The organism is Streptomyces sp. W16, from assembly GCF_033194735.1.
Lineage (GTDB): Bacteria > Actinomycetota > Actinomycetes > Streptomycetales > Streptomycetaceae > Streptomyces.
In genome coordinates this window covers 1-1,026 of sequence record NZ_JAWOAI010001145.1, presented here as the reverse complement: position 1 = coordinate 1,026, position 1,026 = coordinate 1, and the positions used below count along the sequence as shown (strand labels likewise).

Annotated in this window: 1 protein-coding gene and 1 pseudogene; both read left to right on the top strand. The window is 73.9% G+C overall.

Annotated elements, in window-relative coordinates; all coding sequences use genetic code 11:
- Window positions 1-454, top strand: a pseudogene (locus R6V09_RS53805) (HEAT repeat domain-containing protein); the annotation flags it as partial.
- A gap of 139 nt (window positions 455-593) precedes the next feature.
- Window positions 594-1,026: glycosyltransferase (locus tag R6V09_RS53800; protein WP_317888646.1), on the top strand; the 433-nt coding region annotated here is incomplete at its 3' end.

The following is a 1,026-nucleotide window of genomic DNA, read 5'->3' as shown; positions in this document are numbered from 1 at the left end:
CGACCCGCTCGGCGCCGCCGCCGGACGGATGCTCGCCTGCCGGGGCGGAGCCCAGGACAGCGACCTCGTCCTCGGCGCCCTCAGGGAGGCCGTCATGGGCGAAGGACCCGACGCCCCCACCCTGTGGACCCTCGTCGACGGCGCCGGCCGCCTCGGCATCGTCTGCGCCGCACCCGTCCTGCGCCATGTGTACCGGGAAACCGCCTCGTCCCATCTGCGCGGCCGGGCCGCCCGGGCCCTGGCCGCCACCGACCCCTCCTTCCCCACCGGCTTCGCCGTCGAGTGCCTCTGGGACTGCGAGGAGACCACCCGCGAGATCGCCGCCCGGCACGCCGAGACCGGCGACGCCCGGGTCGTGGAACAGCTCCGCAGGCTCGCCGCCGACCCGGCCGAGGAAGCGGAGGTCCAGACAGCCGTACGGAGCCGGATCGGGCCCGACGCGCCCGCAGTGTGAACACGGGATGACCCGCGGGTCAGACGTGCATGGACGCCGTCTGACCTGCTCGGGTGTGCAGCGCAACGCTCATGGGACGTTCACCGTTCGCATAGATCCACGTTGACGCGGGCACGTCCAGCGCGGCGAGAACACGGGTATGCGTGTCGTCATCGTGACCGAATCCTTTCCCCCCGATGTGAACGGCGTGGCCCACTGCGCGCTCCAGACCGCCCGGCACCTCGTGGATCGCGGTCATCATCCGCTCGTCGTCGCGCCGGCCACCGCTGCCGGTAGCGGGCCCGACGCCCAGTCGCCGTGCCCAGTCATCCGCATCCCCTCCCTACCGCTCCCGGGCTACCCCCAGGTCCGCGTCGCCCTCCCCAGCCGACGCGTCGCCGCGGCCATCGCCGAACACCGCGCCGACATCGTGCACCTGGCCAGCCCCTTCATCCTCGTCGGCCGCGGCATGGCCGCCGCGGCCCGGCTCGGCATCCCCGCCGTGGCCGTCTACCAGACCGACCTGGCCGGATACGCCCGTACGTACGTCGGCGCGGGCGAAGCCACCGCCCGGCGGCGCATACGGTCCGTCC